At 34.1% G+C, this 8,180-nt stretch carries 8 protein-coding genes and 2 tRNA genes; 1 reads left to right on the forward strand and 9 read right to left on the reverse strand.

Annotated features, from left to right (window positions below; genetic code table 11):
• Positions 1–48: 48 nt before the first annotated feature.
• The 9 genes from BUB70_RS13890 to proS all read right to left on the reverse strand — a co-directional run bounded on the left by BUB70_RS13890 (position 49) and on the right by proS (position 7,528).
• Complete coding sequence (locus BUB70_RS13890) at positions 49–876, reverse strand: energy transducer TonB (protein WP_084730299.1); 828 nt, start codon at positions 874–876, stop codon at positions 49–51.
• A gap of 6 nt (positions 877–882) precedes the next feature.
• Positions 883–1,275: an ExbD/TolR family protein gene (locus BUB70_RS13895; RefSeq protein WP_073122660.1), complete on the reverse strand. Its 393-nt coding sequence runs from the start codon at positions 1,273–1,275 to the stop codon at positions 883–885.
• Positions 1,276–1,819: 544 nt separating this feature from the next.
• Complete coding sequence (locus tag BUB70_RS13900) at positions 1,820–2,503, reverse strand: MotA/TolQ/ExbB proton channel family protein (RefSeq protein ID WP_073122661.1); 684 nt, start codon at positions 2,501–2,503, stop codon at positions 1,820–1,822.
• A gap of 111 nt (positions 2,504–2,614) precedes the next feature.
• On the reverse strand, positions 2,615–4,078 hold the full coding sequence (gene nhaB, locus BUB70_RS13905) for a sodium/proton antiporter NhaB (protein WP_073122663.1): 1,464 nt from the start codon (positions 4,076–4,078) through the stop codon (positions 2,615–2,617).
• 180 nt (positions 4,079–4,258) lie between these two features.
• Complete coding sequence (locus BUB70_RS13910; RefSeq protein ID WP_073122665.1) at positions 4,259–5,314, reverse strand: anhydro-N-acetylmuramic acid kinase; 1,056 nt, start codon at positions 5,312–5,314, stop codon at positions 4,259–4,261.
• A gap of 187 nt (positions 5,315–5,501) precedes the next feature.
• A tRNA-Glu gene (locus BUB70_RS13915) sits at positions 5,502–5,573 on the reverse strand.
• 12 nt (positions 5,574–5,585) lie between these two features.
• Positions 5,586–5,837, reverse strand: coding sequence for a 30S ribosomal protein S20 (gene rpsT, locus BUB70_RS13920; RefSeq protein WP_073122667.1), 252 nt, complete (start codon positions 5,835–5,837; stop codon positions 5,586–5,588).
• A 34-nt stretch (positions 5,838–5,871) separates the two neighbouring features.
• Positions 5,872–5,943, reverse strand: a tRNA-Glu gene (locus BUB70_RS13925).
• A 106-nt stretch (positions 5,944–6,049) separates the two neighbouring features.
• The gene (gene proS / locus BUB70_RS13930) at positions 6,050–7,528 is read right to left on the reverse strand and encodes a proline--tRNA ligase (protein WP_073122669.1); all 1,479 of its coding nucleotides are present in this window, start codon (positions 7,526–7,528) and stop codon (positions 6,050–6,052) included.
• 111 nt (positions 7,529–7,639) lie between these two features.
• Between proS and BUB70_RS13935 the strand changes: the two genes are divergently transcribed.
• Positions 7,640–8,113 (forward strand): hypothetical protein, encoded by a 474-nt coding sequence (locus BUB70_RS13935; protein ID WP_073122671.1) that lies wholly within the window; start codon positions 7,640–7,642, stop codon positions 8,111–8,113.
• Positions 8,114–8,180: the final 67 nt, after the last annotated feature.

Consider the following 8,180-nt stretch of genomic DNA (forward strand, 5'->3'; position numbering starts at 1 on the left):
GTACTGAGTATTAAGTTTTCAGTAACTATTGCATGTTTGTGTAGTCACTTATTCAGAAAGAATAAATTTATAACGGATTAAGCCCACTTGCTTATTTGGTGCATTTCCATCAGGATTCCATTGGGTTGCCATGGCTGCTTTTTTTGCAGGCTCTAACAAACAAGGACTGTTATTGGTGGTTCCTTTTACCCCAGGCACAGCGCTAATTACTTTACCATTGGTATCTACCTCAATTCTTACCACCACAATTCCTTCTTCATTACAATCAGGTTTTCTTATAGGTTTAGACAAAGCTCGCCTACCTTTTAACAAGTAATTCCCATCTCCTCCTAAACCATCATTTCCATAATACTTATCGCTATTAGGATCTCCCGAAGCACTTCCTTTCACCCCTTGTCCCGAATCATCTCCTTCTCCTTCTACCACTTCTCCTTTTGATGGATTTCCGAACAAACTATTCAAGGCATTCTGAGTTTCCTTGGTTGGCGTGGGAACTTTTTTCTCTACAGGCTTCTCAACCTTTTTTTCTTCTACTTTTTTCTCTGGAGCTTTGACTGTATTTACTACCTTTTTCTCCTTAGGTTTTATTACTGGAGCTTCTGCATCTGCCTGAGTGATTACTTTTTCTGCTACTGCACTACTCTCAACTTTTTCCGTTACAGGTTCTGCCTGACTTGGTGTTGGGTTAGATTGAATACTTTCATTCAATTTTGGAGGCCCAGAACCAAAGTCAGATGTTCCAAAATTAATAGCCACTCCATATTCTTCTGGAGGATCTAAATACCTCAACCCACAGAAAAACATCAAAAACACCACTATCGCCATGATGATGGCGGTTATGATTGCAGATTTTTTTTGATATGTAGTTGTAAACATCATCATTTATTGACCTTTTACGGCTAAAATCATTTTGATTTTATTTCTATTCGCAATATCAATGACTTGCATGATATTTTTATACGGAGATTCTTGATCCCCTCTAATCACCAAAGAACCTTCTTTGGTTGATGACATTTTTGTTAATAAAGAATTCTCTAGTTGATTGAATGCTACTTTATCTGCATCAATATAGTAATCTCCTTCTTTGGAAATAGAAACAGATATTACCCCTTTGTTCTCTGTTTTTCCACCTGCTTTTGGTAATAAAACATCAATGGCATTTACCGTTACCAAAGTAGATGCTAACATGAAGAATATTAGCAATAAAAAAACGATATCTGTCATAGATGACATGTTAAAATCTGCACTTACTTTATTTCTACTTCTGATGTTCATATTTCTGTTATTCGTTGTTTGATTCTCGTTTTTTATTGCTTGCTAAAAGCTTAAACTCCATCACTTCTGTTACTCTTTACTTTATTACTTTTTCTTGATACTTCGACAAGCTCAGTACAAGTACAAACGAAACAAAATGTCAAGACTTCACAAACATTGCTAAATCTCTAAGTTCATTTGCGTAAAAATAAAAGAACTCTCCCGGTGAAACATCGGGCTCAAACAACTTTTATTTTTACGCAAATTTCTCTTGTGATTTTACGCAACAACTGTTTATGTCGGAGTTTTCATTCAATATTTCTTATTTTTTTATTACTAAGAATCTCTAGTTTTAAGTTTGCATATGTTCGTTGTAACCTCTTTTTACTTATTCTCGATACAAATTTTACACTACGTTTTGAAATTCACTCGAAGTGACATTGTTCGCTCAAGGTTTCACTTGCTTTTTCCTATGTTTATTTCCCATCTCGACTCCGCTCGATGACCATTATTGATTCAACTTCAACTCCGCTCGATGCCCCCCAGTAACCAAATATAAAATCACTTACACAGGTTCGTTTAATAAATCTAAAAACTCTACAGAAGTAGCTTCCATATGGTAAATTACCTTATCTGTTCTCACCACTAAATGATTGTATGAGATATAGGAAATAATCCCTACAATTAATCCTCCTACGGTCGTTGTCATTGCAGTATACAAACCATCAGATAACATTTTAATATCTATTTGTCCACCAGCATTGGCAATTTCGTGAATAGAAACAATCATTCCAATTACAGTTCCTAAAAACCCTATCATAGGTGCTGCTCCCGAAATGGTAGCCAATACACTTACATTTTTCTCTAATTTGTAAATCTCTAGTTTTCCAGCATTTTCAATAGCCGTATTGATGTCTTCTAAAGGCTTCCCTATCCTAGAAATTCCTTTTTGAACCAAATTCGCTACTGGTAAATCTACCTTAGCGCATAACATTTTAGCTGCTTCTATATTCCCTGCACTAATTTGCTCCCTAATTTGGTTCATAAAATTTTTATCAACCTTATTAGCTGCTTTAATCGCTAAAAACCTTTCAATATATATGTAAACCGCTACCACTAATAAGACAAATAAAATTCCCATGATAATTTGTCCACCAATACCACCATCCATAATTAACTGAACAATTGATATGGTTTTTTCTTGACTAGCCTCTACTACTGGCAAAACTTCTTCTTGATTCTGAATCATAATTATAAATACTTATTTATGTAACGAAAATACAATTTATTATTGCATCTCCATAAACAAAAAAAGGAACCTTATTTCTAAGATTCCTTTTTGATATTTTAAGTCCTAGACTTACAACACAACTCTCACCATGATGTACCCAACTCCTCCCAATACAATTGTATAAGGCAAAGCCATTTTTACCATCGTACCGTACGAAAGATTGATTAATGGTGCCAATGCAGAAGTTAATAAAAACAAAAATGCCGCTTGTCCATTTGGTGTTGCCACACTCGGTAAATTTGTTCCTGTATTAATTGCAATTGCTAAGTGTTCAAAATGTTCTCTAGAAATCGCTCCAGACTTAAATGCCTGCTCCACTTCACTAATGTAAACTGTTGCCACAAATACGTTATCACTAATTGCAGACAACACTCCGTTTGCTATATAGAACAATCCTGGTTGAGATTCAGGACTTTGCTCTAATGCCCAATGTACAATTGGAGAGAATAAGTGCTGATCGTGAATCATTGCCACCACTACAAAGAAAACCACTAACAAACCTGTAAAAGGCAAGGCTTCTTCAAAAGCATGTCCTATTTGGTGTTCATCAATAATTCCCATGAACGCCGTTTGTAAAATAATTAAAGCCAAACCAATCAATCCTACCGGAGCAATGTGTAAAGCCAAACCAGCAATTAATAATATTGCAGCTGTTCCTTGTACTACTAAAGCATACTTTTCTTTTGCAGTTCTTTTTGCATCTTCCTCTTTGGCATACCCTTGTATAATTTGATCAGCTATTCTAGGTAATTTTGCTCCAAAACCAAATGCTCCTGTAACTTCTAAAAGTACAGTTGTTAACAAACCACAAACCAATACTGGCATGGTAATAGGTGCCATGTGTATAAAAAACTCAACAAAATCAGATCCTAACCTTTCTCCAATTAATAAGTTTTGAGGCTCACCTACTAAGGTACAAACACCTCCTAAAGCAGTACCTACGACTCCGTGCATGATTAAACTTCTTAAGAAACTTCTAAATTGCTCTAAAGTTTCTCCGCTTAATTCATCTTTATCTATAATACCATCACCGTTGTAATCACTAAAGTTTGAGTGAATCTTGTGATAAATACCATAAAACCCAACTGCTACACTAATCAATACTGCTGTTACCGTTAAAGCATCTAAGAAAGCCGACAATAAGGCCGCCAAAAAAACAAACAATAAAGACAATATTATTTTTGATTTTATTTTAGTAAAAATTTTACTGAAAATATACATCAATAAAGGTTTCATAAAATAGATTCCCGCTACCATGAATACCAATAATAATAAAACTTCTAAATTTTGATCAACTTCATGATATGCCTTCTCTGGTGAAGTTAACCCTAAAACAATGATCTCTATTGCTAACAATCCTCCAGATTGAAGAGGATAACATTTTAAAGCCATTGCCAACGTAAAAATAAACTCCCCAATAAATAACCATGCACCCACATGAGGAGCGAAGATTGAAATTGGAATATTTATCAACAAGAAAAATATCATTACAAGCTTGAACCACTTAGGGCTAGACCCTAGAAAATATTTCATTTTATATAGTATTTTAAAATTTCGAAAGCTAAAATAACATTTTAATAGTTTTACTAGGTATTTATACTTGTTAAAAATTCAGTAATTCCTTCAAAACAACAATTATTTAACAAAGCTTAATTAATTTTACAAATATTTAACAAGGATTCTAACATAGGTTTGATTAATTCATATAAAAATTTATTCGGCACAAATAACACCAGAAGCATGGTCTTTTTCAGCTCCTGTAACACTTGCCAAACAATTTACCAATCCTTGATTTTTTAATAAACCCAATAATCCAAACACCAAAGCTTCTTTATACTCAACAATTTCTTTAGAAGGAATGATTAAAATTAAACTAGGATTCAACTGTTGCATTCTTGATATTAAAAAAGAATGATACGCTCCACCACCCGTAACCAACACAGCCCCTTTTTTTAATTTATTAGTTAACTGATATGCCACGTGCTCCACAAAGGTTCTCATCACGTCTACTACAGAAACTTTGTGTTTATCCAATAAAGGATATATTTCTTTTTTTAAAAACTCCACCCCTAGAGATTTAGGAGTTGAAAATTTATAAAAAGCCAATTGATTTAGTTCAGAAAAAAGAATTTCATTTAAAACTCCTTGTTTAGAAAATTCACCATTTTTATCATATTCAAAGCCCAATTGATTGGCATAAAAATTTAATACTGTATTCACTGGGCAAATATCAAATGCTTTCCTTACACCATTTTCATCATAAGACACATTTGAAAAACCTCCCAAATTTAAACAATAATCATACTCAGAAAACAATAACTGATCACCAATAGGCACCAAGGGAGCTCCTTGCCCCCCCAATAAAACATCTTGTTCTCTAAAATTATAAATTGTTTTGATCTTGGTCTTTCTATAAATCTCCTCTCCATCACCTATTTGTAAAGTATATCCTATTTCAGGTTGATGATGTACCGTATGTCCATGAGAAGCTATCAAGTCAACTTTTTTGACTTTATTACGATTGATAAAACTCAATAATAATTCTCCAAAATAAAACCCCAACTCGACATCTAATGCTTTTAACTCTTTCGACCCTCTTAGATTAGAAGCGATGTTTTTTAGCTTTTGACACCAATACTCTGTATACGGAATGGTCTCTGCCTCTAAAATTTTAAAATTCTGTAGTCCTGTAAATTCAGCATACACCAAATCCACTCCATCTAAAGAAGTCCCAGACATGAGTCCAATTACGTACTTTTTATCCACCATCTATTTTTTACTAAAGAACAATATTAAGGAATATAAAGGGGAGTAGCAATTAGTAGTAGTCAGTAGTCAGTAGTCAGTAGTCAGTAGTCAGTAAAAGAACGTTTTTTCTTTATGAATCAAGCGCTACATATTATTTAAATATAAAAAACGCCAAAAAAGCCTTACTGATATATCAGTAAGGCTTTAGTAGTCCGTAGGGGAATCGAACCCCTGTTACATGGATGAAAACCATGCGTCCTAACCCCTAGACGAACGGACCATTATTTGATTCTTATAAAGAAGCTACGTGCTTAGTCAATTTAGACTGTAAGTTAGCTGCTTTATTCTTGTGAATAATATTATTTTTAGCTAACTTTTGTAACATACCTACAACTTTAGACAATTGCCCTTCAGCCTCAGTCTTGTCTGTAATGTTACGTAAAGCTCTAACAGCATTTCTAGTTGTCTTGTGCTGGTATTTATTTCTTACCTGCTTAGCGCTGTTACTTCTTATTCTCTTTAATGCTGACTTATGATTTGCCATCTTATTAATTTGTTATCTTATTCAAAAAAAATTGTAGTCCGTAGGGGAATCGAACCCCTGTTACATGGATGAAAACCATGCGTCCTAACCCCTAGACGAACGGACCATTGCTTTAAGTCTAAAAGCTATTGCTTTTTGCTTTAGCGGTTGCAAATATACACACGTTTTGTAATATCACAAAGTTTTTCTAAAACTTTTTTAAAGTTTTTTTATTAGTAAGCTTTTGCAAATAAAACTCGCTTACCAGAAGGCTTTCCTGTAAACACACAAAACCCTTCTTCTTCCTTGAATTCCAAAGGAATACAACGAATTGTTGCTTTCGTTAGTTCTTTTATCTTCTCTTCAGTGGCTTCAGTACCATCCCAATGTGCTGCTACAAAACCACCTTTATTTTCTATTATTTCTTTAAATTCTTCAAAAGTTTCTACAAACGTAATATGATTATCTCTATACTCCAATGCCCTATTCCACAAGTTCTCTTGAATGGCTTTTAACAACTGTTCAATCACATCTACAGCCTCAGACTGTTGAACACTTTGTTTTTCTAAAGTATCTCTCCTTGCGATTTCTAAAGTACCATTTTCTAAATCTCTAGCTCCTATCGCAATTCTTACTGGTACACCTTTTAGCTCATACTCTGCAAACTTCCATCCTGGCTTGTGTGTATCTCTATTATCAAACTTTACAGAGATTCCCTTTGCTTTTAATTCATCAGCAATTATATTTACTTTATCTGTAATTGCTTGTAACTGCTCTTCTGTCTTATAAATAGGTACAATTGCGACTTGAATAGGCGCTAATTTTGGAGGCAACACCAATCCTAAGTCATCAGAATGTGTCATGATTAATCCTCCCATCAAACGAGTAGACACCCCCCAAGAAGTAGACCATACATATTCTTGTCTTCCTTCTTTAGAAGTATATTTTACATCAAAAGCTTTTGCAAAGTTCTGACCTAAAAAATGAGAAGTTCCTGCTTGTAAAGCTTTTCCATCTTGCATTAAAGCCTCAATAGTATAAGTATCATCTGCTCCAGCGAATCTTTCACTTTCTGATTTCACTCCTTTAATCACAGGCATTGCCATAAAATTTTGTGCAAAATCTGCATATACTTGCTGCATCAATTCAGACTCAACAACGGCTTCTTGTTTGGTTGCGTGTGCTGTATGACCTTCTTGCCACAAAAATTCCGCTGTTCTTAAAAACAGTCTTGTTCTCATTTCCCAACGCACAACATTTGCCCATTGGTTTATTTTAATAGGTAAATCTCTATAAGATTGTACCCATCCTTTATAAGTATTCCAAATAATTGCCTCACTGGTTGGACGAACGACTAATTCTTCTTCTAACTTGGCATTTGGATCTACAATTAACTTTCCTGGATTTTCCGGATCTGCTTTTAAACGATAGTGTGTTACGACCGCACATTCTTTTGCAAAACCTTCTGCATTTTTTTCTTCGGCCTCGAATAAACTTTTAGGAACAAATAACGGAAAGTAGGCATTTTCATGACCTGTTTCCTTAAACATTCTATCTAACTCTTTCTGCATCATCTCCCATATAGCATACCCGTAAGGTTTAATTACCATACATCCTCTAACTGCCGAATTCTCAGCTAAATCGGCCTTTACAACCAATTCATTATACCACTTTGAGTAATCCGCACTCCTACTTGTTAATTTTGACCCCATATATATTTTTTTGGCACAAAAGTTGTAATTTTATTATAATAAAGGCACTAATACCTACAAGGAGCAAAACTACTATTTTTTGCATTGTTCAACAATAAAAACACAAGTATTATGAATACCCTAAAAGTTCTATATAATGGTTGGATAAAATACCTATTGCTAGGTTGTATTGCATTTATATACACCTCATGTAGCAGTAGTCAATACTACACATATTATGATGGTATTTATGAAGAACCTGTACATGTACCTAATACTGTTTTCTCGGAAGAGATGAATCGTGTTAACGGATTGAGTAATATTGAAATAAACGAACCTAATAATTATCAAATTATTTCACAACACAGTGACATCAATCCAAATGCTAGCTATCAAAACTATATTAATACTGGTTCGGCTTCCAACAACAATTCAAACCCTAATGTAAATATTTATGTAGACAACAATATAGATCCATATTGGAATAATGGTTGGAACGATCCGTATTGGAGCATGAACAACAGATGGAACAGATATAGTTGGAACTCTTACGGTTGGAATAATTTTTATTGGGGATCAAAGAGGGATTCGAACCACTTTCTATAAACCTTATAAAACAGTACCTAGCGGTACTCTATGTTTACAATACTAACCGATTTACTAACCTTCTAAA

This window comes from Wenyingzhuangia marina (assembly GCF_900130035.1).
Classification (GTDB): Bacteria; Bacteroidota; Bacteroidia; order Flavobacteriales; family Flavobacteriaceae; genus Wenyingzhuangia; species Wenyingzhuangia marina.

Coding starts and splice junctions, on each gene's coding strand:
- BUB70_RS13935 (WP_073122671.1), top strand. CDS start 7,640: ATGAATACCCTAAAAGTTCTATATAATGGTTGGATAAAATACCTATTG.
- BUB70_RS13895 (WP_073122660.1), bottom strand. CDS start 1,275: ATGAACATCAGAAGTAGAAATAAAGTAAGTGCAGATTTTAACATGTCA.
- rpsT (WP_073122667.1), bottom strand. CDS start 5,837: ATGGCAAATCATAAGTCAGCATTAAAGAGAATAAGAAGTAACAGCGCT.
- BUB70_RS13890 (WP_084730299.1), bottom strand. CDS start 876: ATGTTTACAACTACATATCAAAAAAAATCTGCAATCATAACCGCCATC.
- proS (WP_073122669.1), bottom strand. CDS start 7,528: ATGGGGTCAAAATTAACAAGTAGGAGTGCGGATTACTCAAAGTGGTAT.
- BUB70_RS13900 (WP_073122661.1), bottom strand. CDS start 2,503: ATGATTCAGAATCAAGAAGAAGTTTTGCCAGTAGTAGAGGCTAGTCAA.
- BUB70_RS13910 (WP_073122665.1), bottom strand. CDS start 5,314: ATGGTGGATAAAAAGTACGTAATTGGACTCATGTCTGGGACTTCTTTA.
- nhaB (WP_073122663.1), bottom strand. CDS start 4,078: ATGAAATATTTTCTAGGGTCTAGCCCTAAGTGGTTCAAGCTTGTAATG.